Origin of the sequence: Variovorax sp. OK212, from assembly GCF_900112425.1 — a bacterium.
In the GTDB taxonomy this organism is placed as follows: Bacteria; Pseudomonadota; Gammaproteobacteria; order Burkholderiales; family Burkholderiaceae_C; genus Variovorax.
Genome location: NZ_FOLP01000001.1, coordinates 1239599 through 1265280 on the forward strand (window position 1 = coordinate 1239599; position 25682 = coordinate 1265280).

The window sequence follows — 25682 nt, forward strand, 5'->3', positions numbered from 1 at the left end:
CACTGAATCAATAACCAACCTGACCGAACCCAACCGGGAGTTGCCCATGGCCGCCTTGCCCCTGCGTGCGCTCACCCTGCGCCAGCTGCAGTTCTTCTCGGTGCTGGTGGAAGAAGGCCAGTTCGGCCGCGCGGCGCGGCGGCTGGCCATCACGCAGCCGGCGCTGAGCAATGCCATCAAGCAGATGGAGAAGCTGCTCGGCGCCGAGCTGCTCACGCGCTCCACCCACCGGCTGGAGCTCACGCCGGTGGGCGCCGAGGTGCTGGCGCGCACCGACTTCCTGGTCAACACCTTCGAGGTGGCGCTGCGCGACATCGAGAGCACCGTGCAGCGCGGGCGGGCCTTCGTGCGCATCGGCGTCATTCCCTCGGCCGCCGCGCGCGTGGCGGCCGCGGCCGGCGAGTTCCTCGGGAGCGGCCGGCGCGACGTGGAGCTGGCCTGGCGCGACGCGCCGTCGAACACGCTGCTGGCCGAGCTGCGCAGCGGACAGATCGACATGGCGGTGGCCGCCATCACCGAGCCGCCGGGCGGGCTGGCCTGCATCGACCTGTTCCGCGATCCGCTGGTGCTGGTGGTGCGGCGCGACCACGCGCTGGCCGCGGCCGGCGACGCCAGCTGGGAGGCCATCGGCAAGGAGCGGCTGGTGCTGTTCGAAAGCGGCAGCATGCCCGCGCTCGGCAACCCGGCGCGCGCGCAGTTCGCGCAGGGCGCCGAGCCGTACCGCGTGAGCTATTCGGAAACGCTCTACGCGCTGGTGCGCAGCGGCCAGGCGCTGGGGCTCATGCCGCGCCTGTACACCTCGTCGCTGCGCGACCCCGAGCTGGTGGTGCTGCCGCTGCTGAAGCCGCGCGTCGAGCGCCGCGTGGTGCTGGCCTACCTGCCGGGGCCGATGCGCAACGTGGTGGCGCAGGAGCTCATCGCGTTCCTGCGCGAAAAATTGCCTCGAGCGAGGGAAGCAAGCGAGGCCGGCGAGATCGGCGAGGCGAAGGTGCGGCGCGTCAGCAGCAAGGGCACGCGGGCGCGGCGCTGACAGTTTCAGTCCATGCGCACATCGCGCCTGAAGCGCGCCAGCGTCCAGCCGTCGCCGAGCAGGAACATGCGGGTGTGCAGCTCGGCCAGCGTGGCGGCCGCCACCTCGTGCCCGAGGTAGCTCAGCCGCTTGTGGCGCAGGTCGACAAAGCCCGCCTCGTGCTGGCGCGACAGGCTCTGCCACAGCGCATGCGCGCCGGGCGACTGGCGCGCGCCGCTCATGAGGCAGATGCCCTGGTCCAGCGCCCAGCGGTAGACCGCCGACGCCAGCCCGCGCCGCTGGTAGGCCGGGTCGTACTGCGAATGCGGTGCGCGGATGTGGCGGTCGGCCCGGCGGTCGAGCTCGATGAGCCGGTTGAACACGGTGTAGCCCACCAGGCAGCCGCGGCGCACGTCCTCGATGTACACGTACAGCTCGCCGTCGGCCTCGCGGTAGCGCGCGCGCAGGCCGGGGTCGTCGAGCACGAAGTGCGGCATCTGCTGCAGCCGGTCGTCCATTGCGCGCATGCGCTCGTGCACCGGCAGGAGCGTGTCGGCGGGCCTGGCCTTGCGCGGATCGACGTCGATGCGCAGCTCGGCCGGGCGAAGCAGCCAGCGGGGCAGCGCCGCAAAGGAGAAGGGCGCTGCCGGCGCCATGCCGTGCGCCATCACCGACGTCATCACCGACGTCATCACCGACGTCATCACGGACGTCATGGTGCCAGCGCCGCCGCCCGGCGTCCCTGCCATTCGGCGAGCGCGCCATGCGGCACCACCAGCACGTCGCCCGTGGACCATCGCAGCGCGCGCAGCGCCACGCTGCCGAACAGGAAGTCCATGAGCGCCGAGCGCTTGCGCTTGCCAACCACCAGCAGGTCGGCGTTGGTGTACTGCTGCTGCACGGCCGCCTGGCGCGCCGGGTCGCCCCGGCCGATCGACGACACCACGCGGTTGCGCCGCGCGCTCGACGGGTCGGACAGCCACAGCATGCGTTCGCGCGCATGGCGGGCGCAGGCGTGGCGGTAGGCGTCGATGATGTGCGCCGACACGTCGGCATAGCGCAGCTTGCCTTCGTGCATGGCCGTGAAGGCGTGGAACAGCTCGATCTCGGCCGCGCTGTCGAAGGCGCAGGCCAGGTCGACCAGCGGCCGCGATTCGTTCATGAGGTCGACCGCCACGAGGATGCGGCTGTAGCCGCTCTCCCGCGCATCGAGCCGCGTCACCAGCACCGGGCGCTGCGCGGCGCGCAGCAGCTGTTCGGCGGGCTGGCCGTGGAAGAAGGCCGCCACGCGGCGGTCGGGCTCGCCGCCGATCACCACGAGGTCGCACCACCGCGCCTCCTGCGCGGCGCTCTCGAGGCGCCCGCCGGTGTCGTCGATCTTCTTGACGAGGATGCCGAAGCGCTCGGCCACCTCGACGCACAACGCGCCGAGGCCTTGCGCGGCATCGGCATCGGCACCCGCAGCGCCAGCGAAGGCGGCCGGTGCGTACATGAGCTTCAGCAGCGCGCCGTGCGCCGCCGCGATGGAAGCCGCGCGCACGACCGTGCGACGGCCTTGGGCCGACAGGTCCGTCACCGCCAGGATCGATTGGATGTTCATCAGGGTTCTTTCCGCATGGCAAAGCCGGCCACCGCCCCGGTCGCGGCGAAGCGACGGGCGGCGGCAAGCGAGGGAATCAGCTGGGGAAAGCGCGGCGTGCCCGAGCGGGCGCGCTACCGCGCGGGGCTTGGGCCCGGCGGTCGATGAAATGCTGAGAAAAAGAGAGGGGGGAGGCTGACCGCCGGGCTCAGAGGTCTGCGAGGGTCTGGTGCGACCCTGCAGCCATCCGCGCAGTGAAGACTGCGCGCGATGTTCTGCGGATGAAAGCCTGGCGTTGCATGGGGCCGGAGTGTAGGAAGCCTTGCGCGCCAAGGCAAACAAAGGCCTCACGACCCTTGCCGGATTGACGGGCCTTGATCAGCCGTGCAGCTCGGCCGCCGCGTGGATGGTTTCGCGCACGCGCGGGTAGATCTGCGCGTTCCACTTGCTGCCGCTGAACACCCCGTAGTGCCCCACGCCGGCCTGCAGGTGGTGCGCCTTGAGGTAGGGCCGGATGCCGGTGCACAGGTCTTGCGCCGCCACCGTCTGGCCCACGGCGCAGATGTCGTCGCGCTCGCCTTCCACCGTCAGCAGCGCGGTGCGGCGGATGGCCCCGGGGTTCACGGTGCGCTCGCCCACGGTGAGCACGCCGCGCGGCAGGTCGTAGGTCTGGAACACGCGCTCCACCGTTTCCAGGTAGAACTCGGCCGGCAGGTCGTTCACGGCCAGGTACTCGTCGTAGAAGGTGCCGATGGTGCGGGCCTTCTCGAGGTCGCCTTCGACCAGGTGCGTGACCATGTCCTGGAACTGCTTCTTGTGCCGCTCGGGGTTCATGCTCATGAAGGCCGTGAGCTGCAGGAAGCCGGGGTACACGCGGCGCATCATGCCCGCGTGCGGCCACGGCACGTGGCTGATGAGGTTGCGGCGGAACCAGTCGATGGGCTTGCTGGTGGCCAGCACGTTCACCCCCGTCGGGTTGATGCGGCAATCGACCGGGCCGGCCATGAGCGTCAGGCTGCGCGGCGTGGCGGGGTTGTCGTCTTCGGCCATGAGCGCGGTGGCGGCCAGCGCGGCCACGCAGGGCTGGCACACCGCCACCATGTGCACGCCGGGGCCCACGGCCTCCAGGAACTCGATGAGCTGCAGTGTGTAGTCGTCCAGGCCGAACTTGCCCTCCCACAGCGGCACGTCGCGCGCGTTGTGCCAGTCGGTCAGGTACACGTCGTGGTCGCGCAGCAGGGTACGCACGGTTTCGCGCAGCAGCGTGGCGAAATGGCCCGAGAGTGGTGCGGCCAGCAGCACGGGCGGGTGCACCGCATCGGTGTCCTTGCGGAAATGCAGCAGCGTGCCGAAGGGCGAGACGAGGGTTTTTTCCTCGTGCACGGCCACCTCGACGCCGTCGACCGGCACGCTGGCGATGCCGTAGTCGGGCCGCGTGTGCGTGAGCCGCATGCGCGAGAACACCTCGAACTGGGCGGCCATGCGCCGCACCATGGTGCGCTCGGTGCCGTCCTGCCACAGGGCCTTGCCCAGGTATTGCGCCGCGAGCCGCGCCGGAGAGAGCAGGTCGGCTTGGTTCTGGTAGGCCCGGTACAGCATGACGTTGCAGCAGGCAAGTTGCGGGCCAGCCGGATGGCATGGCGCTTGCACGCACCGGGTTACCCACAAGGAGCGACCCGATGGCCAAACCCGTTCTCACCATCAGCAGCAAGAACTACGGCGCGTGGTCGCTGCGCGGCTGGCTGATGTGCAGGCTGGCCGGGCTGGACTTCAGCGAGAAGATCATCCCGCCCGACGATCCGGCCATGAAGGCCGAGATGCTGCTGCTGTCGTCCTCCATGCTGGTGCCCTCGCTGCAGCACGGCGGCGTGAAGGTGTGGGACACCATGGCCATCGGCGAGTACCTCAACGAGATCAAGCCCAAGGCCGGCCTGCTGCCCGACGACGTGGCCGCGCGCGCCCACTGCCGCGCCATCTGCGGCGAGATGCACTCGGGCTTCGGCTCGATGCGCGGCGCGCTGCCGATGAACATCAAGGCCCACTTCAAGAACTTCAAGGTGTGGTCGCGCGCGCAGGCCGACATCGACCGCATCGTCGCCATCTGGCGCGAATGCCTGAAGGCCTACGGCGGGCCCTTCCTGTTCGGCAAGCAGCCGGGCATGGCCGACGCGATGTATGCGCCGGTGGTCACGCGCTTCCTGAGCTACGACGTGGCGCTCGACAGCGCGTGCGCGGCCTACTGCAAGCGCGTGATGGAGCTGCCGGCCATGAAGGAATGGGTCACTGCCGCCAAGCAGGAACCCGACGAGATCGACGAGCTCGACGCGGAGTTCTGAACCCCGCGTGTTTCGGTTTCATGCGCTCGCGGGCGGCGGCTCGAAGCCGGCCTGTGCCAGCTTGCGCTCGATGTTCTGGGCGGCCTGCTGCAGGTCGCCCAGGTGCGCCGCGACGATCTCGCGCTCGCTCTTCACCGCGGGCAGCCACGCACAGCTGAGGCAGCCCACCACGAGGCCTGCGTGCCGCAGCGGCACCGACATCGCGCCGAAGCGGTCGGGCGAATCCAGGCTGGTCGCGGTGGGGTCGCGCACCACGTAGCCGAGGTCGCGCGCATGCGCCACCATGCGCCGGATGTTCTCGGGCCGCCGCGCGCTGCGGTCGAAGTCGTTGGGCGAACGCGCCAGCGCCGCGAGAATTCCGCGCCGCTCTTCTTCCGGGCAGAACGAGAGGTAGCAGCGCCCCAGCGACGACAGCAGCATCGGCGGGCGAAAGCCCAGCGCGCGGTAGTTCACGGCCAGGCCGTTGCGCGGCCGGTCGGTGTCGAGGATCAGCATGGCCGTGCCGTCGCGCACGCCCAGGTCGATGGGCCAGGGCACCACGCGCTGCAAGGTGGCGCGCGAGGCCGCCGCCAGTGCCGACAGGCGCGTGCGCCACGCCGCCACCGGCCCCGACTGGCCGGTGGCCGAGGCCGGCACGTAGCGCTTGTCGTGCTCGCTGCGCTCGACCCAGCCGGCCTGCTGCAGCGTCTTGAGGATGCGCAGCAGCGTGGCCTTCGACAGGCCCGTCTGCCGGTGCAGCTCCTGCAGCGTCACGGCCGACGAGCGCTGCACGGCGAGCATCACGTCGAGCCCGCGGCGCAGCGCATCGATGGATTTCACGCTCTGCGCGCCCGTGGTGTCCGGCATGTGCTTTCCCTGAGGCGGTGGCTGATTTGGTTCACTGGGTGAAACTATATCTTCTGGCTTCGCGGCTGCGTTCCTACAGTGCGATCGACCCCCAACGTCGTCCCCACTGAAGGAAAAGAGCATGATGTTTCACCACCGAAACGCGGCCCGTGCCGCTGCAGGAGCCATTCTTTCGCTTTGTGCCGCGACAGCGGCCATGGCGCAGGCCTGGCCCTCGAAGCCGATCACCATCGTCGTCGCCTACCCCGCGGGCGGCGACACCGACGCCATCGCGCGCACCTACGCCGAGAAGCTCTCGCAGCGCGTCGGCCAGCCGGTGCTGGTCGACAACCGGCCCGGCGCGAGCGGCATGATCGGCAACGTGTGGGTCGCCAAGGCGCCCGCCGACGGCTACACGCTGCTGTTCACGCCCAGCACCTTTCCCATTGCGCAGCACGTGCTGAAGACCGGCCCCGGCGTGGCGCACGACGTGGTGAAAGACTTCACGCCCATCGTGAAGACCGGCAACATCCCGCTGCTGCTGGTGACCGCGCCGGCCACCGGCATCCAGAGCGTGGCGCAGCTGGTGGCCGGCGCCAAGGCCGGCAAGACCGTCACCTACGGCACGCCCGGCGCGGGCTCGCCGATGCACATCGCGGGCGAGCTGCTCAACAAGGACGCGGGCATCTCGGCCACGCACGCGCCGTACCGCGGCGTGGCGCCGGTGGTGAACGACGCGCTGGGCGGCCACATCAGCGTGGGCTGGATCACGCCCGGCGCGGTGGCCGGCCACATCACCGCGGGCAAGCTCATTCCGCTCGCCGTGGCGGAACGCCAGCGCACGAGGCTGATGCCCGGCGTGCCCACCTTCATCGAGCTGGGCTACAAGGACATGGACGTGAGCGCGTGGATGGGCCTGCTCGGCCCCAAGGCCATGCCGGGCGATGTGGTGCAGGCGCTCAACCGGCACTTCAACGAGATCCTGCGCATGCCCGACGTGCAGGCCAAGATGGCCGCGCTCGGCATCGAGCCCGTGGGCGGCGCGCCCGCCGTGCTGGCGCAGCAGATTGCAGACGACGACCAGCGCTTCGGCAAGCTGGTGCGCGAGTTCGGCATTCGCGCCGATTGAAAACCCCCCAAGGAGACGATGCATGTTGAGCGAAGAAAAGAACCGCCTGCTGACCGAAGTGGGCCCGGGCAAGCCGATGGGCGACTACCTGCGCCGCTACTGGCACCCGGTCGCCGGCGCGAGCGAGTTCGACGACAAGGCCGTGAAGCCGCTGCGCATCCTGGGCGAAGACCTGGTGCTCTACAAGGACCTGAGCGGCAACTACGGCCTGGTCGACCGGCGCTGCCCGCACCGCAATGCCGACATGTCCTACGGCTACGTCGAGCAGTGCGGCCTGCGCTGCAGCTACCACGGCTGGCAGTACGACCCGAGCGGGCAGTGCATTCACCAGCCCTTCGAGGAAACGCTGGACCCCGGCGCGCGCATGCGCAAGAACACGAAGATCAAGGCCTACCCGGTGCAGGAGAAGGCCGGCCTGCTGTGGGCCTACATGGGCCCGCAGCCCGCGCCGCTGCTGCCCGACTGGGAGCTGTTCAACTACAGGAACGGTTTCGCGCAGGCGGTGTTCGCGGAGATCCCGTGCAACTGGTTCCAGTGCCAGGAGAACTCGATCGACCCGGTGCACTTCGAGTGGACGCACAACAACTGGACCACGCGCCTGCAGGGCGAGGAAGGGCCCTATGTGCCCACGCACCTGAAGCTGGCCTTCGAGGAGTTCGAGCACGGCTTCGTCTACAAGCGCCTGCGCGACGGTGAGCACGAAGACAACGTGATGTGGACCACCGGGCGCGTCACGCTGTGGCCCAACGGCTTCTTCCTGGGCCACCACTTCGAATGGCGCGTGCCCATCGACGACCACCACACGCTGAGCGTGCTGTGGGTGCTCAGCCGCGTGCCCGCCGAGCAGGAGCCCTATGTGCAGGAGCGCATTCCCTCGTGGTACGGCCCCATCAAGGACCCGGTGACCGGCCGCTGGATCACCAGCCACGTCGCCAACCAGGACTTCGTGGTGTGGGTGGGGCAGGGCGCCGTCACCGACCGCACGCGCGAGAAGCTGGGCCAGAGCGACAAGGGCATCGTGATGATGCGCCGCCGCTTCTTCGAGGAGATCGAGGCGATGCAGGCCGACCCGGCGCACGAACCCAAGGGGCTGATCCGCGATGCGCAGAAGAACCGCGACGTGTTCCTGCCGTCAGCCTGCAGAGACGAGATGCTCAACGGCCTGCCGCGCAAGGCGCTGGCCGCGCACCCGTTGCTGGGGCCGTACCTGAAGGACTTCTTCGGGCAGGCGGGGCAGCCTGAGGATGTGCGCGCGGCCTACGAGAAGGCCATCGGCCAGAAGGTGGAGGGTGCGACCTTCTTCAAGGTGCACGGCGCGGGGAGCGAGGAGGGCGTGGAGGGCGAGGAGGTGGAGGGCATCGCGAAGGAAGCCTAGTGCCGGAACATCCGCAGGTCGAGCGCGCTTTCCTCGCCGAGCCACATGGCATGCGCCGTGTGGTCGGCAAAGCCGTCGCCCGTCACGCCGTGCACGAACACGTCGAGCCCGTCGCGGTTGGCCTCGAGCCAGCCGATGACCTGGTCGAACTCGGCGGCGTCGAAGGCGAGCTGGCAGCTCCAGTGCGGATGCGGCCCCACCAGCCGCTCGTGCACGCGGCCGACCACCACCATCAGCTCGTGGCCCGCGCGTTCGCAGAGGGTGCGCGCCTGCGCCACGGTGTCGGGCGCGAAATAGACGTGGGCGTGGTACTGGGCGTAGAGGTTTTCGGGGCGGCGTGGCATGGTGCGCTCATTGTGGCCCCAACCGTGCGGGCAGGTGAAAGCGCCCGCTGTAGCGAAACACATCGCCGAACCAGCGGTGGCGCAGCCGCATCTGCATGGTGAAGCGGTCGGCGTCGCCGGGATCGGGGCGTTCCTCGACGTAGGCGGTGCCCAGCAACAGGCCCAGCGGCAGCGGAATGCGCAGCCCGGCAATGCGCCACACGTAGCCCAGGTCGCGGAACACCAGCGCGCCGTCTTCGGCGCTCACCGCCAGGCGCATGCCGATGCCCAGGCGCACGTACTCGATCACTTCGGCGCCCTTGCTCGCTTCGTGCTCCATGTGCGAGCGGAAGTGAAAGAGCGGCCTGCCCGGGAAATGAAACACGCGGTCCCAGTACAGGTGCGCGTTGGCCGGGCGGCAGCTGTAGTGCACCTCGATCGGAACGTGGCTGCCGGTGTGCGGCACCAGCGCGCCGAAGAGCCGGCCGAAGGGCATCAGCAGCGTGGCCCAGGGCGCGTGCCAGACCTCGCTCATCACGCCGCGAACGCACACCTGGTCGTCGGAGAACGGCGCCATCGCGTAGTGCCGGCGAACGACCTCGCCGAGGCGCTCCCACGCGGGGCCGAGTGCCTGCTGGAAGACCGGTGGCTGCGTCATCCGGCGACCGTGGCCGTGGCCGGGGCTTCGCTGCGCGCCTTGTAGAAGCGCAGGATGTTCTCCGAGCCGTTGCCGAGCAAGGCCTGCAGCACGCGGTCGGCATACCAGTTGAAGCGCGTGCTCAGGCGCCACGACACGTCGATGCGCAGGTCGGTGCCGCCGTCGCGCGGGGTCAGCGTGTAGGTGGTGTCGCGCAGGTCGAAATACTGGCCGCCGATCATCACGTGGTCGTCCAGCGCCCCCGCGGGAAACGAGTCCGGCGTGAAGCGGTAGCGCCACTTCAGCAGGCGGTTGGGCTGCCAGTCGGTGACGATTTCCTCGAAGTGCACGTTCTTCTGCCACTGCACCTGGCGCACGCGGCCTTCGGGCGTGTCGACCGTCACGCCGGACACCGGCATCGGCACGCCGATGCGGTACGCCCACATGCCGCTGACTTCGCTGGGACGAATGTCGCGCGCCTCGTTCAGCGAGTGCCACACGCGCTCGGCCGGCGCCGCAATGAAGAGCGTGCGCGAGGTGTGGGAAAACCGGTCGGGGTTGGGCAGCTGCGGCTCGATGGCGCCGAGCACCAGCGGCAGCAGCGCGAAGCTGTAGACCGCCTGCCTGGGCCAGTTGGTGATGCGGCACACGATGCCCATCGCCAGGCCGCCGACGCTGCCCATCACCCCGAACAGCGGCACGATGACGATGGCGCAGATGATCCCCTCGATGAACACCGCCAGCGTGCCGATGACGAACAGCGCGGTCGCCACCCACGGCGCCCAGAGGTAGTAGCCCCAGCTGCGCCGCTCGATGCGCTCGGCCATGTACACCGTGACCGCGCCGCACACGGCGGGCACGAAGTACACGAAGGACCCGAGCATCGCCGAGAAGCGGTGGCCCGGCCCGCCGCTGAAGACGATGCGCAGCACCAGCGCAATGGCCGCGCCCGCCAGGATCGGCCAGAACCAGGCGAAGGGCATGCGGCGCGGGGGCGGCTGGGGTGGTTGGTCCGGACCGCCGTTGAAGCGGGCGAGATCGGCGAACCAGCTTTCCGTCTGTTGCTGTTCTTCGGAGTCGTTGCGCATGGGAACCTCTTCTCCTCGTTGTGTTGTCTTGTTCGCTCAGCCGGCGCGCCGCCGCGCCGTGACCATGCAGTAGTCGAAGTCGCGCCAGAACATGCCCAGCGCGAGCGCGCAGTAGCTGGCCACGATGTGCTTGCGCCGCCACGGGCTGAGCTTGCCGCGCGCCTTCCAGAGTTCGGCCAGCGTGAAGCGCGTGGCCAGCACCGGGATGTGCAGCGCGCTCGGCGCCACGCGCCAGCGCAGCGACTTCACCTCGATGTCCTCGAAGCCGTTGCGCTCGAGCGCGGCCACGAATTCGTCTCGCACCGCCAGCGTGGGCACGGCCCAGCTGTCGGCCCACAGGCGGTGCAGCCACTGGGCCATGCGCCCCGGTGTGCGCCGCAGCAGGAAGCCGTCGACCACCGCGAGCCGCGCGCCGGGCTTCAGCAGGCGCGCGGCCTCGCGGATGAAGTCGCCCTTGTCGGTGCCGCCGGCGTAGCAGGCGCTCTCCACGGCCCAGGCACCGTCGGCCTGCGCGGCGGGCAGGCCGGTGCGCGTGTAGTCGGCTTCGATGTGCGCCATGCGGTCGGCCACGCCGGCGGCTGCGTCGAGCCTGGCGGCGATGCGGTTCTGCACGGCGACGTTGGTCACGGTGATGGCGCAGAGCGACGGGTCGTCGCCGACCAGCGTGCGCGCGGTGGCGCCGGCGCCGCAGCCCAGGTCGAGCACGCAGCGGCGTTGCGCGGCGTCCGCCGGTGCGGTGCCCAACTGCAGGGCGCGGCCGATCGCGCGGTTCATTTCGACCAGCATGCCTTCGCGCCGCAACGGGTTCAGGCCCGCCCGCCAGAAGCCGAAGTGCATGTTGTAGCTGGGGCTCCAGGCGCTGTAGTCGACGGCGACCTCGGTGAAGTAGTGCTGGGTGTCCCGGGTGGTGATGGGGGCGCCGGCGGGGCCTGCGGCGGCGCCGGTTGCGGTGTGCGGCGCGCTTTCGTGCGGCATGCGGAAGTCGGGCTGGAAAACGGTGGGCATGGCTCTTCCCTCGGTTGGTTGTTCTTTGATGCTCACGACGCTTGCTGCGCTCGCAGCGTTCACAGGCGGCACTGGCCGTCGTCGCACGAAGGCGCGACGCGCCCCGCCAGCCTCGCGGCCAGCCAGCGCGGAATGCGGTAGCGGTTGCGTGCCAGCAGCGCGTAGGCGCGATCTGCCAGCGGTGCAACCAGCGGCAGGTCGAGCAGGACGCTGCCGCTCGACAGCCCGACCGCGCTGCGGCACAGGCGGATGGCGGGCACGCCGATGAACACCTGGCCTTGCGCGTCCTTCACATGGATGGCCGCCATCAGCGCGTTGCGCGGGGCCGGGCCGTCGTCGAACGCGGCCGGCGAGCAGTCGACCAGGTGCAGCCGGCTTGCCGCGTCGCGCGACTTCATCTGGCGCATTTCGGCCGAGCAGATCGCGCAACTGGCGTCGAAATAGATCGTGAGCGGGTAGGCGGGCGAGGCGGCGGCATTCATGGCGTTCTTGGTTATCGATATTTCTGTCAAAACAGAAATAAAAGGGCAAAAAAAGGAGACTCAGATCATGGGGAGGCTGGCGTGGTGCGCGTCGGGGTCTTCGCCCTTGTCTCCTTTGTCACCCTTGCCGGCTGGCGCGGCATCGCCGCGCACGAACTTCTGCACGCTCGCGCCCAGCGTCAGCACCTTGTCGAGCGTGCCCGGCGACAGGCGCAGCATTTCGTCGGCCCAGGTGGCGAGCTTTTCCATCAGCTCCATGGTGGAGCGGATGCGGTCCTGCGCGTCGGCCGGTTCCTTCTGGAAGTCGGGGCTGGAGACCAGTTCGCGCAGCACGCGCACGGTGGGGTCGAACTCGCGCTCCTTGCGCTCGCGCACCACGGTGCGAAACAGCTCCCACACGTCGACGCTGGTCTCGAAGTAGTCGCGGCGGTCGCCCAGCGTGTGGGTGACGCGCACGAGGTTCCAGGCCTGCAGTTCCTTCAGGCTGTTGCTGATGTTGGAGCGCGCCACGCCCAGCGTGTCGGACAGCTCTTCGGCGTTCATGGGCTTGCCGTGGGCGAAGAGCAGCGCGTGGATCTGCGAGACGGTGCGGTTCACGCCCCACATGGACCCCATTTCGCCCCAGTGCAGGACGAACTTGCGTTGAATGTCGGTGAGTTCCATGGCGTCGAGTTTAGGATTTACGAAATTTCTGTCAATAGAGAAATAGAAAAATCCGTGGACAAGCCAGAGCGACTGGAATACTGTACGTATGAACAGTAAATGCCTTAGCAAAGGACTCGCCATGCCCGCTGCCCAGATCCCCGTCCACGCCATCAAGGGCCGCGGCGCGGCCACGCGGCTGGCGCACCGCTTCTCCAGCGACGAACGCGCCGCCTGCGACGACGGCTGGGGCACGCTCGAGGAAGGCGTGGCCGAGGCCGCCGAGCTGCAGCCGCTCGCGACCGAGGTGCGCTTCGAAGACGTGAAGTCGGTGCTCACCGAGAACGAGTCGCCCGACATCTCCTTCGACCGCTCGCTCAACCCGTACCGGGGCTGCGAGCACGGCTGCATCTATTGTTTCGCGCGCCCGACGCACAGCTACCTCAACCTCTCGCCCGGCCTCGACTTCGAGACCAAGCTGATCGCCAAGCGCAACCTCGTCGAGGTGCTGCGCGCCGAACTCGGCCGCAAGAGCTACCGGCCGAGCTACATCGCCATCGGCACCGCCACCGACTGCTACCAGCCCATCGAGCGCGAGTTGCGGCTCACGCGCTCGGTGATCGAACTGCTGCAGGAAACGCGGCACCCGTTCGCGCTGGTCACCAAGTCGAGCGCCATCGAGCGCGACCTCGACCTGATCGGGCCGATGGCGGCCAACCGGCTGGCCGCCGTGTACGTCACCGTGACCACGCTCGACGGCGAACTCGCCCGCAAGCTCGAGCCGCGCGCCGCGGCGCCGCACCGGCGGCTGCGCACCATCCGCACGCTCACCGAAGCGGGCGTGCCGGTGGGCGTGAGCGTGGCGCCGCAGATTCCGTTCGTCACCGAGGACATGGAGCAGGTGCTCGAAGCCGCCTGGGAAGCCGGCGCGCGCAGCGCCTTCTACACGGTGGTGCGGCTGCCGTGGGAGGTGGCGCCGCTGTTCAAGGAGTGGCTGGCGTTGCACTACCCGCAGCGCGCCGACCGGATCATGGCGCGCATCCACGAGATGCGCGGCGGCAAGGACTACGACGCCGACTTCGCCACGCGCATGAAGGGCTCGGGCCTGTGGGCCGACCTGATCCACCAGCGCTTCGTGAAGGCCGCGAACCGCATCGGCTACAACCGCGAGCGCATTCCGCTGGACGTCACCGCGTTCCGGCCGCCGGGCGCGGCCGGGCAGGGCAACCTGTTCTAGGCTTTTTGCAGGGCCTGTGCCCGTCAGCCCGTCAGCCTGGTTGCCGGCGCAGGAAGTCGCCCACCATCGCGGTGGTCGCCTTGGGGTTCTCTTCCATGATCCAGTGGCCCGAGTCCGGCACGACGCCTTCGGTCACGTTGCTGGCCGCGGCGCGCATCACGGTGGCCATCATCGGCCCGAACGACTTCTCGCCGCCGAGCGCCAGCACCGGCATCTCGAGCTTGCCTTGCGCCATGAACGCGGTGTTGTCGATCACGTCCTGGTCGAACGCGCCGAACTGCGAGAAGCCCGCGTGCATGTTGCCGGGCCGCGCATACAGGCGCGCGTAGTGCCGCCGCGCGGCCTCGCCGAAGCGCGCGGGCGTGGCGGAGAACTCGTTCCAGAAGCGGTCGAGGTAGATGCGCTCGCGGCCCGCCACCAGCCGTTCCATGTCGGGCCCGCCGAAGCGGAAGTGCCACAGCAGCGGGCTCTTCAGGATCTCTTCCCACGGACCCACGCCGGGCAACGGCGCGTCGATGGGCACGAAGCTCGTCACGCGGTCGCGGTACTGCGCCGCGAAGGCGTAGCCGACCATGTTGCCGATGTCGTGCGTGACCAGCTGGGTCTTCGCCACGCCGAGCTTGTCGAGCAGCTGGGCGATGTTCTGCCCCTGCGTCTTCTTGTCGAAGCCGCTGGTGGCGCGCGCCGACAGGCCCATGCCGCGCAGGTCGGGCACCACCACCGTGTGGTCGCGCGCCAGGTCGTTCGCCAGCTTGGCCCACATGTCGCCGGTTTCGCCGAAGCCGTGCAGCAGCGTGACGGCCGGGCCGGTGCCGCCCACGCGCACATGCAGCGTGGTGCCGTCGACGGCGATCTCGCGTGTCTTGAATGCGGGGGAGAAGGCCGGCAGGCCTTGGTGGGTCTGCGCAAGGGCCGTGGTCGCAACCAGTGCCGTGGCCAGCAAGGCCAGAGTCCGTCGTCGCATCGTCGCTCTTTCGTTGAAGGCAGCGTCCGAGGCGAACGCGGGAGGGTGCGCGATGCTACTTGCTTTGCGCCAGGCCCACCATCCCCTGCGCGCGGCAACCGGCGGCCGCGTCGTCGGCCGCGCACCAGTCGCCGCCCAGCGCCTTCACCAGGAACACCGAGGTCAGCAGCCGCTGCCCCTGCAGCTGCGCGGCCTGCCGCTCGACCGTCAGCAGCGACTGCTGCGCGGTGATCACGTCGAGGTAGGTCGAGGCGCCGCCCTCGTAGCGGCTGGTCGCCATGTCGAGCACGCGGCGCGCCGCCGTCACGGCCGACTGCGCCTGCGTGGTCGCGCTGTCCAGTGCCGACAAGCCGGTGATGCCGTCCTCGACTTCCTGCATCGCGCCCAGCACGGTGCGGCGGTAGTTGCCCACGGTGGCGTCGTAGCCGGCCTTGGCGAAGTCGACGTTGGCGCGGATGCGGCCGCCGTCGAACAGCACCTGCGTGGCCGACACGCCCACCGACCACAGCAGGCTGGGGCCGTTGAACAGCGTCTCGATGGTGCGGCTGTCCACGCCCACGGTCGGCGAGATGATGAAGCTCGGGTAGAAGGCCGCGGTGGCCACGCCGATCTGCGCATTGGCCGAGGCCATGGCGCGTTCGGCCGAGGCCACGTCGGGCCGGCGCTGCAGCATCTCGGACGGCACGCCCAGCGGCACCGCCGGCGGACGGATCTCGCGCAGGTCCACCGGCAGCGCGAAGTTCGGCGCGGGCGTGCCGGTGAGGGTGGCCAGCGCGTGTTCGTATTGCGCGCGCTGTTTCTTCAGCACGTCGACCTGCGTCAGCGTGGTCTCCAGCAGCGCCTGCTGCTGCGCCACGTCGAGGCCCGACACCGCGCCCAGGTCATGGCGCGCCGTGACCAGCTCCAGCGCGCGGCGCTGCAGGCCGATGGAGCGCGAGAGCACGTCGAGCTCGATGTCGCTGGAGCGCAGGTTGAAGTAGTTGTTGGCCACGTCGGCGCTCAGCAGCAGCCGCGTGTTGGCCAGGTCGGCGGCCGATTGCTCGGCGGAGGCCGAGGCGCCCTCGACGCTGCGCTGCACGCGGCCGGCCAGGTCGACCTCGTAGCTCGCGTTCAGCGACAGCGCGAAGTCGTTCTGCACGGTCGACGCGTTGGCGCTCGCATAGTTGGTGAGCGGCCGGTTGGCGGAAATCTTCAGGCGCGAGGCGCGCGTGCCCAGGCCCAGCTGCGGGTACAGGCTGGCCGAGCTGGCGGCCAGCGAAGCGCGCGCTTGGGCGAGCCGTGCATTGGCGATCACCAGCGTCGGGCTGCCGGCCAGGGCCTGTGCCTGCAGGGTGTCGAGCGTGGCGTCGTCGAAGCGCTTCCACCACGGGCCCTTGTCGATGCTGTCGCTGGGCGCGCTCACGCGCCAAGGCGCCTCGAGCTTCCAGCTCAAGGGCAGCGCGGTGTCGGGGGTCTTGTAGTCGGGGCCGACGGCGCAGCCCGAGAGGAGCGCAAGGAGCGCCAGCACGGCGACGGCCGTCGGGGCAACCGGCGGTCGCAGTTTCACGCGGGTTCCTTCTTGGCGGCGGCAGGCGCGGCAGGCGCAGCGGGTGCGGCCGGTGCACCCGGGCCGGCATTGGCCGCGGCCGGCGGCGTCTCGGGCGCCACCGCCACCACGTCGCCCTCGGCCAGCGAGTCGGAGGGGTTCAGCACCATGCGGTCGGCGCCTTCGAGGCCGTCGACCACCTCGACGTTCTCGCCGTAGTTGCGGCCCAGGGTCACGGGGCGCAGGTTGATGCGGCCCTGCGCGTCGACCACCGCGATGCGCGTGCCCTCGGCACGGAACAGCAGCGCGTTCGACGGCACGGTGAGCGTGCGGCTGGCCGCCAGCGGCAGCGACACCTGCACGTAGGCGCCGGGCAGCAGTGCGCCGTCCTTGTTGGGCAGCGACACCTCGACCTGCATCATCCGCGTGGTCGTGTCGATGGCGCCCGAGGTGCGCGCCACCTGGCCCTTGAAGGTCTGGCCGCGCAGCTCGGCCTGCGTCACCACCACCGGCTGGCCGGTCTTCACGAGCTGGGCATAGGCCTGCGGCACGTTGATGTACACGCGCAGCGGATCGGTCTGCGCCAGCATGAACAGCGCGCGCCCAGCGCCGCCGCCCGCGCCGGCGTCGATCAGGTCGCCGGTGTCGACGTTGCGCCGCGTGATCACGCCCGCGAACGGCGCCACCACGCGCTTGAAGCCTTCGGTCTGCTTGAGCCGCTGCACGTTGGCGTCGGCCGCCGCCACGTTCGACGTGGCCTGCGCCACCGCGCTGCGGCGTTCGTCGAGGTCCTGCTGCGAAACCACGTCCTTCTTGCGCAGCGCCTCCCAGCGATCGGCGGTGCTGCGTGCGAGCTCCAGGCCCGAGGCCGCCTGCGCGCGCGCGGCCACGGCCTGCGAGAGTTGCTGGTCGATCTCGGGCGTCTCGATCTCGGCGAGCAGATCGCCCTTTTCGACGCGGCTGCCGATGTCCCTGGTCCAGCGCTTCAGGTAGCCGCTGGCGCGCGCCGAAATGGGCGACTGCACGAAGCCCTGCAGCGTGCCCGGCAGCGACAGCGTCTGGCCGGTGATGGGCGTGCGGGGCAGGGCGGTCTGCACGTACTGCCTGGCGCGCTCGCTGGTGCCCGCTTCGAGCGCACGCGCGTTGGCCATGCGCACGAACACGGTGCGCGCGGCGCCCAGCGCCAGCAGCACCAGCACGACCAGCACCAGCCAGCGCGTACGCCGCACCATCTGCCGGCGGCGCAGCAACTCGCCTTCGCCCTCTTCGACGGCGATGGGGTGGATGGCCAATGCCGAATGGCGTTGCTCCGTCATGACCCGCTCGGCGCCGGGCCGCTCCCAAGGCGAGCTGCGGACCCCTTGGGGGGCAGCGAATACACAAAGTGAATGAGCGTGGGGGTCAAGACTTCAGTTCTCCTGGGGCGCTGCGCCGGCGGGCGGCTGTTGCGCGTGTTGCTGCTGCGCGGCTTCACGCGCCGCCCGGCGGTGTGCAAGCCGACTGTGCACCCCCGCGAACACCGCGGGTACGAAAAACAATGTCGACACCGTGGCAAAGATCAGGCCACCGATGACCGCGCGGCCCAGCGGCGCGTTCTGCTCGGCGCCTTCGCCCAGGCCCAGCGCCATGGGGATCATGCCGATGATCATGGCCAGCGCCGTCATCAGCACCGGGCGGATGCGGGTGGCGCCGGCTTCCAGCGCGGCCGACAGCGGCGGGATGCCCGCCTGCAGCCGCTCGCGCGCGAACGACACCAGCAGGATGGAATTGGCCGTGGCCACGCCCATGGTCATGATGGCGCCCGTGAGCGCCGGCACGCTCAGCGTGGTGCCGGTGATGAACAGCATCCACGCGATGCCCGCCAGCGCGGCCGGCAGGGCGGTGATGATGATGGCGGCGTCCAGCCACGACTGGAAGGTGACCACGATCAGCAGGTACACCAGCACGATGGCCATCGCCAGGCCCACGCCCAGGCCGATGAACGACGACTGCATGGTCTGCACCTGGCCGCGGATCTCCACGCGGCTGCCGCGCGAGAGCTTGGGGCGCATCTCGTCGACCAGCTTCTGCACCTTCGAGGCCACGCTGGCCAGGTCGGTGCCCTGCACGCTCACGTACACGTCGATCACGGGCGCGATGTTGTAGCGCGACATCACGGCCGGCTGGCGCGCCGCCTGCGCGTCGACCAGGTTGCCCAGCAGCTGCTGCGAGCCCGTGGTGCCGGCCGCCGCGCCCGCACCCACCGGGATGTTGAGCAGCGAATCGAGCGAGTCGACCACGTACTGCGGCGACTGCACAGCGATGCTGTACACCACGCCGTTCACCGGGTTGAGCCAGAAGGCCGGCGCCGTCTGCGAGCTGCCCGACAGCGCAATGAGCACGTTCTGCCCCACGTTGGACGCCGTGAGCCCATACTGCTGCAGCCGCGTGCGGTCCATCTGCAGGCTGAGCGCGGGGCCGTCCAGGCGCTGGTGCACATGGGCGTCGACCGCACCCGGGATCTGGCGGATCGCCTTGGTCAGTTCGGCCGCGCGCGCCGCGTTGCCGGCCAGGTCGTTGCCGCTGAACTGCACGTCGATGGCCGCGGGCAGGCCGAAGTTGAGAATCTGCGTGACGATGTCCGCCGGCTGGAAGAAGAACTCCGTGCCCGGGAAGCGCCGGGGCAGCTCGGCGCGCAGGATCGACACGAAGTGCTCGGTCGGCTTGTGGCCTTCCTTGAGCGACAGCAGCAGCTCGCCGTCGAAGGTGCCGATGGTGCCGGCGTTGCTGTACGACAGGTTGATGCCGCTGTTGGGCACGCCCAGGTTGTCCAGGATGGTCTCGAGCTGGTCCGGCGGCACCAGCTCGCGGATGGCGGCTTCCACCCGGTCGGTGAGGCGCGCGGTCTCCTCGATGCGCGTGCCGGTGGGCGCGCGCAGGTGCAGGCGGATCTGGCCGGCATCGACGGTGGGGAAGAAGTCGCGGCCCAGCGCGGGGTACAGCAGGCAGGAGAGCAGGCAGAAGCCGAGGAACAGGCCGATGAAGCCGGCGCGCTTGGAGAGCACCGCCGACAGCACCAGCGTGTAGGCGCGGCGCACGCGCTCGAAGCGGCGGTCGAAGGCGCGGTACAGGCGCTGCAGGGCGCTTGGCTTGGCGTTGGCGACCTGTTCATGGCCGCCTCCGTGCGAGTTGCCCATCAGCAGCATCACCAGCGTGGGCACCAGCGTGCGCGAGAGCAGGTAGGAGGCCAGCATGGCGAACACCACCGCCTCGGCCAGCGGCACGAACAGGAAGCGCGCCACGCCCGAGAGGAAGAACATCGGCACGAACACGATGCAGATGCACAGCGTGGACACGAAGGCGGCCGAGCCGATCTCGCCCGCGCCGACCTCGATGGACTCCTTCAGCGGCGTGCCCATGTGCAGGTGCCGCTCGATGTTCTCGATGGTCACGATCGCCTGGTCCACCAGGATGCCCACCGACAGCGCCAGCCCTCCCAGCGTCATGAGGTTGAGCGTTTCGCCCAGCGCGTACAGCACCAGGATCGACGCCAGGATCGACAGCGGAATGGTCAGCGCAATGATCAGCGTGCTGCGCCAGTTGCCCAGGAACAGCAGCACCATCGCGGCGGTCAGCGCGGCGGCCAGGATGGCCTCGAACACCACGCCCTTCACGGCCGCCTTCACGAACACCGACTGGTCGAACAGCGGCGTGATCTTGATGTCCTCGGGCATCGTCTGCGCGGCGATGGGCAGCATGGCGCGGATGTTGGAGACGATGTCCAGCGTGGAGGCACCGCCGTTCTTCAGCACCGACAGCAGCACGCCGCGCACGCCGTCCTGGCGCACCACGTTGGTCTGCGGCGAGAAGCCGTCGCGCACGTAGGCCACGTCGCGCAGGTAGGTGGTGGCGCCGTTCACGGTGCGGATCGGCAGGTCGTTCAGGCCCGAGATGGCGTCGGGCGAGCCGTTCATGCGCACGTTGTATTCGGTGGCGCCGAACTTGGCCGTGCCCGAGGGAAGGATCAGGTTCTGCGTGTTCACCGCGTTCACCACGTCGGCCGGCGAGAGGCCGCGCGCTTGCAGCGCCTGGGTGTCGAGGTCGACCGAAATCAGCCGGTTCTTGCCGCCGTACGGAAACGGAATGGCCGCGCCCGGCACCGTGATGAGCTGCGGGCGCAGCTGGTTCACCGTGGCGTCGAACAGCGAGTTCTCCGAGCGCGTGGGGCTGGACAGCGCCAGCTGCACCACCGGCACGCTGGAGGCCGAATACTTGATGACCAGCGGCGGCGTGATGCCCGGCGGCAGCTGGCGCACCTGCGCCTGCATCGAGGCCACCACCTGCGAGATGGCCATCTCGATGTTGGCGGTCGGCTGGAAGAACACCTTGATGATCGACACGCCCGCCAGCGACTGCGACTCGATGTGCTCGATGTCGCTCACCGTGGTGGTCAGCCCGCGCTCCACCTGGCCCGAGATGCGCTGGCCCATTTCCTGGGCCGGCAGGCCGGTGTAGTTCCAGATGACGCTGACCACCGGGATGTTGATTTCCGGGAAGATGTCGGTCGCCATGCGCGCGAGGACAAAAGGCGTGGCCAGCACGATCAGCATCGCCATGACGATGAAGGTGTACGGACGACGCAACGCAAGCTGGACCATGGAGAGGACTCTCTGCTTCCGACGGAAAAAGGTTTCGCATCATAAGGAAGTAGATTTAAGTTTGCTGGTGCCGTGAAACACGGTGTGGCGCTTTACCAAAGGGATGCATATGGACAGGGTTTGGCTGGTAGTGATGGGCGTGTCGGGTTGCGGCAAATCGAGCCTGGGCGCGGCGCTGGCCACGGCCCTCGGGCTGCCGCTCATAGAAGGCGACGACCACCACCCGAAGGCCAACGTCGAGAAGATGAGCCAGGGCGTTGCGCTCACCGACGCCGACCGCGCCGGCTGGCTGGCCACGCTGGGCCGCGCGCTGGCCGACGCGCCGCAGGGCGCGGTGCTGACCTGCTCGGCGCTCAAGCGCATCTACCGCGAGCAACTGCGCGCGGCGGTGCCCGGCTTGCGCTTCGTGTTCATGGCGATCGAGCGGGCCGAGTCCGAGCGCCGGGTGGCGGCGCGGGCCGGTGCCGGGGAGCACATGTTCCCGGCCAGCCTGGTGGCCAACCAGTTCGCCACGCTGGAGTCGCCGGTGGGCGAGCCCGGCGTGCTGGCGGTGGACGCGACGGCGCCGCTGGCGCAGTCGGTGGCCGGCGTGAAAGGCTGGCTCGCTAGTTCCTGAGCCCGGCGCGCAGTTCCTCGAGCACCACCGACGCGCGGTTCATCAGTTCGGCCAGGGTGGCGAGTTCGCCCGCGCTGGCCGGCGCCACCATGGCCTCGACCACCTCGGCCTGGATGGCCAGGCACTGCTGCGCGACCGCCATGCCGTCGCCGGTGAGCGTGAGGCGCCGCACCCGCGCGTCGGCGCCGTCGCTGTCGCGCCGCACCCAGCCCTTGGCCTCCATCTGCGACAGCAGCATGCTGACGCCGCTCTTCGCCACGAAGCAACGCGCCGCCAGCGCCTGCTGCGTGATGCCCGGCGTGGTTGCGACGGTGGCCAGCACCTCGTGTTCGCCCACGCGCAGGCCGATGGCGGCAAGCCTTCCGGTCATCACCGCGTCGCACAGGTTGTAGGCCCGCACCACGGCCAGCCAGGCGGCGGTGCCGTGAGGCGACGACGGCGCGCGTTCGGGTGAGGCTGCGGGTTCCGGGGCGGCGGCAACCGGCCGCTTGCGGGGCTTGCTGGACTTCGCGGTGGGCATGGCGATGAAGCTCGAAATGGTTCAGTATTGAACTAGAATGTTCTAGATTGAACCAATTCTAGGCTGTCGATGAACCTCTACCTGCGCCTCCTGATGACCTTGCTGCGCGCCTGGCGCGCGCCGCGCCTCGTGCCGGGCGACACGCTGGAGCGGCAACTGCGCGTGCTGCCGAACGACCTCGACATCAACGGCCACATGAACAACGGCCGCTACCTGACCATCATCGACCTGATGCTGGTCGAGTACTTCGTGCGCACCGGCTTTGCGTCGACCATGCTGCGCCAGGGCTGGCGGCCGATGTCGGGCGGTTCGCTCATCAGCTACCGGCGCGGCCTGAGCCCGTTGCAGGCCTACACGCTGCGCTTCCGGCTCGACGCCACCGACCAGCACTGGAACTACATGCGCTTCGAGTTCGTGCGCGGCGATCGCGTGTGCGCGGCCGGCTACATGAAGGGCGCCGCCGTGGGCCGCGGCGGGCTGGTGCCCAACCAGGATTCGTACGCGGCCATGGGCCTGGTGCCGCCGGCGCATCCGCTGCCCGCGCCGGTGCGCGACTGGATCGCGGCCGAGCAGGGCGTGATGAGCGCTGCCTGGTAGAGCTCAGGGCGAGGGCGGCGAGGGCGGCGAAAGTGGCGCAGGCGCATCGAGCGCCAGCCGCAGCCGCGTGACGTTCGGGTTGCCCGGGTCGCGCTGCAGCCTGAACCCCAGCTTGCGCGCCAGCGCCAGCATGCCCGTGTTGTCGTAGAGCGTGATGTCCGCCAGCTGCTTCACGCCGGCCTGCGCGGCCGCGTCGATCAGCTTGCGCAGCAGCTTGGCCGCGACGCCGTGGCGCTGCCAGGCATCGCCGATGACCACGGCGAACTCGGCAACGTGCGCCGTCTCGGGCGTGTCGCCGCGCACGTAGCGCACCACGCCCATCTGCTGCTCGCGGCCTCCGACCTCGGTGGTCGCGATGAGCGCCAGTTCGCGGTCGTAGTCGATGTGGGTCATGCGCCAGAGCTCGTCGGGCTGCGGCTTGCGCGGCGACAGCAGGCGGTGGTAGCCCGTTTCGTTCGACAGGCCCGCCACAAAGGCCGAGTGCAGATCCAGGTCGTCGGCACGGATCGGGCGGATCCGCACCGGCGTGCCGTCGCTCAGTTGCCAGTCCTCGACCAGGTGGCGGGGGTAGTCGAGGGCTGGCATGGCCTCATTCGATCGGTCAGCCGATCACTTCAGGCCAGTCGGTGTGGAAGAACTGGCCTTCGGGCTTGTCGGTGCGCTCGTAGGTGTGGGCACCGAAGAAGTCGCGCTGCGCCTGCAGCAGGTTGGCCGGCAGGCGCTCGGTGCGGTAGCTGTCGTAGTAGGCCAGCGAGGCGCTGAACGCCGGCACCGGAATGCCGTTGCTCACCGCCAGCGCCACCACTTCGCGCCAGTTCTGCTGCGTGCGGTTCAGCAGGTCCTTGAAGAAGGGGTCGAGCATCAGGTTGCCCAGCGCGGGGTCGGTGCGGAAGGCGTCGGTGATGCGGTTGAGGAAGCGCGCGCGAATGATGCAGCCGCCGCGCCAGATGGACGCGATGCCGCCCAGGTCGAGCTTCCATTCCTTCTTGTCGCCCATCGTCTTGATGAGGTCGAAGCCCTGCGTGTAGCTGATGACCTTGGAGGCATACAGCGCGTCGTGCACCTTGGCCACCAGCGCCTTCTTCTCGAGCGAGAGCTCGATCTTCGGGCCCTGCAGCAGCTTGCTCGCGCCCACGCGCGCCTTCTTCTGCGACGACAGCACGCGCGCCTCGACGGCGGCGTTGATGGTGCTGATGACCACCGCGTTCTCGGCCGCGTTGATCAGCGTCCACTGGCCCGTGCCCTTCTGGCCGGCCTTGTCCAGGATGACGTCGACGATCGGCTTGCCGGTTTCCGGGTCTTTCTGTTCCAGCGCCTTGGCGGTGATCTGGATCAGGTAGCTCTGCAGCTCGCCGTCGTTCCACTCGTTGAAGATGGCGGCCATCTCGTCGGTGCTGAAGCCGGCCGCCTTGAACAGGCTGTAGGCCTCGCAGATGAGCTGCATGTCGCCGTACTCGATGCCGTTGTGCACCATCTTCACGTAGTGGCCGGCGCCGCCCGGGCCGATGTGGATCACGCAGGGCTCGCCGTCCACCTTGGCCGCGATGCTCTCGAAGATCGGCTTCATCACCTCCCAGGTGGACAGCGGGCCGCCCGGCATGATCGACGGGCCCTTGCGCGCGCCTTCCTCGCCGCCCGACACACCCGCGCCGATGAAGCGCAGGCCCTTGCTGCTCAGGTAGGCGTCGCGGCGCTCGGTGTCGGTGTAGAGGCTGTTGCCGCCGTCGATGACGATGTCGTCCTTGTCCAGCAGGGGGATGAGCTGCTCGATCACCTGGTCGACTGGCGCGCCGGCCTTCACCATGATCTGGATCTTGCGCGGCTTGGCCAGGCTCTGCACGAACGCCTCGAGCGTCTTGGCGCCGACCAGCTTCTTGCCGGGGTTCTCGGCAATGAAGGCTTCGGTGGTCGCTTCGGTGCGGTTGTACACGCTGACCTGGAAGCCGCGGCTCTCCACGTTCAGCACCAGGTTCTGGCCCATCACGGCCAGCCCGATCAGTCCGAAATCGCTTTTGTTGCTCATGACCCGTCTTGCCCTTCTTTCATGTGCGTGCGCCGGAATGCCCCGCGCACGGGTTGGTTCGCGGGCCATTTTGCCGGTGTCGGCCACGCCGCGCCGTGGGAGAGGGGCTATTCCCGCTTGGCAAGCAGGTCCGGCTTGGGTATGTTGGCGCGCATGAATGAAGCCATCCACCGCTGGTCCACCGACGCCGTGCCGCCCGCGCAGCGGCTGGACTACTGGGTGGGCGCGGTCTGCGAGGGCTTCCTGGAGATGGACGTCACCAGTTGCGCGGGCGGCAGCTTCGCCGCCACGCTGGAGTCGGCGCCGCTCGGGCCCATCGTGGTCAACCAGGTGCGCGGCAGCGCGCAGGCCGTGTACCGCACGCGCCGCGCCATTGCCCAGAGCCGTCACAACTATTACTACCTGCTGTGCAAGACCGACTCGGCCTGGGTCACCGTGCAGGACGGCCGCAGCGCGCGGCTGCTGCCGGGCGACGCGGTGCTGGTCGACTCGCGCCGCCTCTACGAATTCCATCTGCTGCAGTCGGCCGAGACCTTGTCGCTCGAACTGCCGACCGCCTGGGTCGACGCCTGGCTCCCCGACGCCGGCGACCGGGTGGCGCGGCGCATCGACGGGCAGTCCGGCTGGGGCGGCGTGCTGAGCGGCTTCATCAGGCAGCTGTCGCCGCAGATGGCCAGCCGGCCACCGGTGCCGGCCGAGCTGCTGACCGACCAGCTGGGCGGCCTGCTGGCGCTGGCGTTGGGGCATGGTGTTTCACAGGCGCCCGGCGAGGGCCGCGCCGCGCTGCGCCGCCGCGTGCTGGACGCCACGCGCGAGCGCCATGCCGAGCCCGGGCTCACGGCCACGGCCGTGGCGCGCGGGCTGGGGATTTCGGAGCGCGGCCTGCACCGCTGCCTGGCCGGCGGGCAGGAAGATGGCGATGGCGGCACCACCTTCGCCACCGCGCTGACGGCCGTGCGCATGCAGGCGGCGCGGCGCATGCTCGGCGACGCGCGCTTCGACCGGCTGGGCATCGCGGAGATCGGTTTTCGCGTGGGGCTGGCGGATGCGTCGCACTTCGTGCGGCTGTGCCGCCGGCACCTGGGCGCGACGCCGGGCGAGCTGCGGCGCGGGCGACTGAACTGAGCTCATGC

25 protein-coding genes are annotated in these 25682 nt (G+C 69.6%); 8 read left to right on the forward strand and 17 right to left on the reverse strand.

From position 1 onward, the window contains the following. Window positions 1–46 precede the first annotated feature (46 nt). A complete protein-coding gene (locus BM004_RS05675) occupies window positions 47–1030 on the forward strand; it encodes a LysR family transcriptional regulator (protein ID WP_093211737.1) in 984 nt (327 codons plus the stop codon). Window positions 1031–1035: 5 nt separating this feature from the next. Here the strand turns inward: BM004_RS05675 and BM004_RS05680 are convergent, their stop codons facing one another. The 3 genes from BM004_RS05680 to BM004_RS05690 all read right to left on the reverse strand — a co-directional run bounded on the left by BM004_RS05680 (window position 1036) and on the right by BM004_RS05690 (window position 4187). Next, window positions 1036–1665: an N-acetyltransferase gene (locus tag BM004_RS05680; protein WP_093212041.1), complete on the reverse strand. Its 630-nt coding sequence runs from the start codon at window positions 1663–1665 to the stop codon at window positions 1036–1038. Window positions 1666–1721: 56 nt separating this feature from the next. Further along, window positions 1722–2609, reverse strand: a complete 888-nt coding sequence (locus BM004_RS05685; protein WP_093124682.1) for a universal stress protein — start codon at window positions 2607–2609, stop codon at window positions 1722–1724. Between the two features lie 357 nt (window positions 2610–2966). Then, entirely contained in the window at window positions 2967–4187 is a 1221-nt protein-coding gene (locus tag BM004_RS05690; protein ID WP_093124684.1) for a polyhydroxyalkanoate depolymerase, read from the reverse strand. An 80-nt stretch (window positions 4188–4267) separates the two neighbouring features. Here BM004_RS05690 and BM004_RS05695 point away from each other — a divergent pair, with 80 nt between their 5' ends. Next, entirely contained in the window at window positions 4268–4924 is a 657-nt protein-coding gene (locus BM004_RS05695) for a glutathione S-transferase (RefSeq protein ID WP_093124687.1), read from the forward strand. A gap of 18 nt (window positions 4925–4942) precedes the next feature. On the opposite strand, the gene BM004_RS05700 is transcribed toward BM004_RS05695, so the two are convergent. Then, on the reverse strand, window positions 4943–5770 hold the full coding sequence (locus BM004_RS05700) for a helix-turn-helix domain-containing protein (protein ID WP_093211739.1): 828 nt from the start codon (window positions 5768–5770) through the stop codon (window positions 4943–4945). A 121-nt stretch (window positions 5771–5891) separates the two neighbouring features. Between BM004_RS05700 and BM004_RS05705 the strand changes: the two genes are divergently transcribed. After that, entirely contained in the window at window positions 5892–6878 is a 987-nt protein-coding gene (locus BM004_RS05705; RefSeq protein WP_093124693.1) for a tripartite tricarboxylate transporter substrate binding protein, read from the forward strand. Window positions 6879–6900: 22 nt separating this feature from the next. Next, a complete protein-coding gene (locus tag BM004_RS05710; protein WP_093211741.1) occupies window positions 6901–8253 on the forward strand; it encodes an aromatic ring-hydroxylating oxygenase subunit alpha in 1353 nt (450 codons plus the stop codon). On the opposite strand, the gene BM004_RS05715 is transcribed toward BM004_RS05710, so the two are convergent. From BM004_RS05715 to BM004_RS05740, 6 genes are read right to left on the reverse strand one after another with little or no spacing between them, the layout of a single operon-like run. After that, complete coding sequence (locus BM004_RS05715) at window positions 8250–8597, reverse strand: DOPA 4,5-dioxygenase family protein (protein WP_093124697.1); 348 nt, start codon at window positions 8595–8597, stop codon at window positions 8250–8252. The genes BM004_RS05710 and BM004_RS05715 overlap by 4 nt on opposite strands. Before the next feature lie 7 nt (window positions 8598–8604). Continuing rightward, entirely contained in the window at window positions 8605–9234 is a 630-nt protein-coding gene (locus tag BM004_RS05720) for a DUF4166 domain-containing protein (RefSeq protein ID WP_093124700.1), read from the reverse strand. Next, window positions 9231–10301: an SRPBCC family protein gene (locus tag BM004_RS05725; protein ID WP_256219792.1), complete on the reverse strand. Its 1071-nt coding sequence runs from the start codon at window positions 10299–10301 to the stop codon at window positions 9231–9233. Before BM004_RS05725 ends, BM004_RS05720 begins: the two co-directional genes overlap by 4 nt. 36 nt (window positions 10302–10337) lie before the next feature. After that, window positions 10338–11306, reverse strand: coding sequence for an SAM-dependent methyltransferase (locus tag BM004_RS05730; RefSeq protein WP_093211743.1), 969 nt, complete (start codon window positions 11304–11306; stop codon window positions 10338–10340). Window positions 11307–11365: 59 nt separating this feature from the next. Continuing rightward, a complete protein-coding gene (locus BM004_RS05735; RefSeq protein ID WP_093211745.1) occupies window positions 11366–11788 on the reverse strand; it encodes a thiol-disulfide oxidoreductase DCC family protein in 423 nt (140 codons plus the stop codon). A 60-nt stretch (window positions 11789–11848) separates the two neighbouring features. Next, window positions 11849–12451, reverse strand: a complete 603-nt coding sequence (locus tag BM004_RS05740) for a GbsR/MarR family transcriptional regulator (RefSeq protein WP_093211747.1) — start codon at window positions 12449–12451, stop codon at window positions 11849–11851. 121 nt (window positions 12452–12572) lie between these two features. Here BM004_RS05740 and BM004_RS05745 point away from each other — a divergent pair, with 121 nt between their 5' ends. Next, entirely contained in the window at window positions 12573–13667 is a 1095-nt protein-coding gene (locus tag BM004_RS05745; protein ID WP_093211749.1) for a PA0069 family radical SAM protein, read from the forward strand. Between the two features lie 31 nt (window positions 13668–13698). Here the strand turns inward: BM004_RS05745 and BM004_RS05750 are convergent, their stop codons facing one another. The 4 genes from BM004_RS05750 to BM004_RS05765 all read right to left on the reverse strand — a co-directional run bounded on the left by BM004_RS05750 (window position 13699) and on the right by BM004_RS05765 (window position 20793). After that, window positions 13699–14631, reverse strand: a complete 933-nt coding sequence (locus BM004_RS05750; protein ID WP_093211751.1) for an alpha/beta fold hydrolase — start codon at window positions 14629–14631, stop codon at window positions 13699–13701. A 55-nt stretch (window positions 14632–14686) separates the two neighbouring features. Beyond that, on the reverse strand, window positions 14687–16177 hold the full coding sequence (locus BM004_RS05755; RefSeq protein WP_256219793.1) for an efflux transporter outer membrane subunit: 1491 nt from the start codon (window positions 16175–16177) through the stop codon (window positions 14687–14689). Continuing rightward, window positions 16174–17472, reverse strand: coding sequence for an efflux RND transporter periplasmic adaptor subunit (locus BM004_RS05760; RefSeq protein WP_093211753.1), 1299 nt, complete (start codon window positions 17470–17472; stop codon window positions 16174–16176). Before BM004_RS05760 ends, BM004_RS05755 begins: the two co-directional genes overlap by 4 nt. Window positions 17473–17565: 93 nt before the next feature. Continuing rightward, window positions 17566–20793 (reverse strand): efflux RND transporter permease subunit, encoded by a 3228-nt coding sequence (locus tag BM004_RS05765; protein WP_093211755.1) that lies wholly within the window; start codon window positions 20791–20793, stop codon window positions 17566–17568. Window positions 20794–20902: 109 nt separating this feature from the next. On the opposite strand from BM004_RS05765, the gene BM004_RS05770 reads away from it, so the two are divergent. Beyond that, window positions 20903–21409: a gluconokinase gene (locus BM004_RS05770; protein WP_256219794.1), complete on the forward strand. Its 507-nt coding sequence runs from the start codon at window positions 20903–20905 to the stop codon at window positions 21407–21409. Here BM004_RS05770 and BM004_RS05775 read toward each other — a convergent pair. Continuing rightward, complete coding sequence (locus tag BM004_RS05775; protein WP_093124724.1) at window positions 21399–21929, reverse strand: MarR family winged helix-turn-helix transcriptional regulator; 531 nt, start codon at window positions 21927–21929, stop codon at window positions 21399–21401. The two genes, BM004_RS05770 and BM004_RS05775, sit on opposite strands and share 11 nt — an antisense overlap. Before the next feature lie 69 nt (window positions 21930–21998). Between BM004_RS05775 and BM004_RS05780 the strand changes: the two genes are divergently transcribed. Next, the gene (locus tag BM004_RS05780) at window positions 21999–22526 is read left to right on the forward strand and encodes a thioesterase family protein (RefSeq protein WP_093124725.1); all 528 of its coding nucleotides are present in this window, start codon (window positions 21999–22001) and stop codon (window positions 22524–22526) included. A gap of 3 nt (window positions 22527–22529) precedes the next feature. Here the strand turns inward: BM004_RS05780 and BM004_RS05785 are convergent, their stop codons facing one another. Both BM004_RS05785 and gnd read right to left on the reverse strand, forming a co-directional pair. Next, window positions 22530–23111 carry a GNAT family N-acetyltransferase gene (locus BM004_RS05785; RefSeq protein WP_093211760.1) on the reverse strand — a complete coding sequence of 194 codons (582 nt, stop codon included), beginning with the start codon at window positions 23109–23111 and terminating at the stop codon, window positions 22530–22532. Window positions 23112–23127: 16 nt separating this feature from the next. Then, on the reverse strand, window positions 23128–24549 hold the full coding sequence (gene gnd, locus BM004_RS05790; protein WP_093211762.1) for a decarboxylating NADP(+)-dependent phosphogluconate dehydrogenase: 1422 nt from the start codon (window positions 24547–24549) through the stop codon (window positions 23128–23130). Between the two features lie 153 nt (window positions 24550–24702). On the opposite strand from gnd, the gene BM004_RS05795 reads away from it, so the two are divergent. After that, window positions 24703–25674 (forward strand): AraC-like ligand-binding domain-containing protein, encoded by a 972-nt coding sequence (locus BM004_RS05795; RefSeq protein WP_256219795.1) that lies wholly within the window; start codon window positions 24703–24705, stop codon window positions 25672–25674. Window positions 25675–25682 lie beyond the last annotated feature (8 nt).